1 pseudogene is annotated in these 309 nt (G+C 47.2%); it reads left to right on the forward strand.

What is annotated here, in order from left to right:
- Window positions 1-138 precede the first annotated feature (138 nt).
- A pseudogene (locus tag CWB98_RS23370) lies at window positions 139-309 on the forward strand (transposase); the annotation flags it as partial.

Here is a 309-nt window from a genome sequence, read left to right on the forward strand (position 1 = left end):
ATCAATAATGGCTTTTGGAACGAAATAGGCGACACCCACCTAAATGGAACGAAATAGGCGACACCCACCTAAAAATGGCGCACTTTTGCTATGCCGTCTACGCTTAGAACACGCTCAAAGGATTGAGGACAATGGACTATGCCAACAGCAAGGAAGAAGCAGGTTAGCTTAAGCGATACCAAATATTATCACTGTATTTCTAGGTGTGTTCGTCGGGCGTTTTTATGCGGCGAAGACCGCTTAACGGGCCGCTCATATGAGCATCGGCGAGACTGGGTAGAGGAAAAACTACTGACGCTGGCAAAAGTG

The organism is Pseudoalteromonas rubra (assembly GCF_005887115.1).
Classification (GTDB): domain Bacteria; phylum Pseudomonadota; class Gammaproteobacteria; order Enterobacterales; family Alteromonadaceae; genus Pseudoalteromonas; species Pseudoalteromonas rubra_F.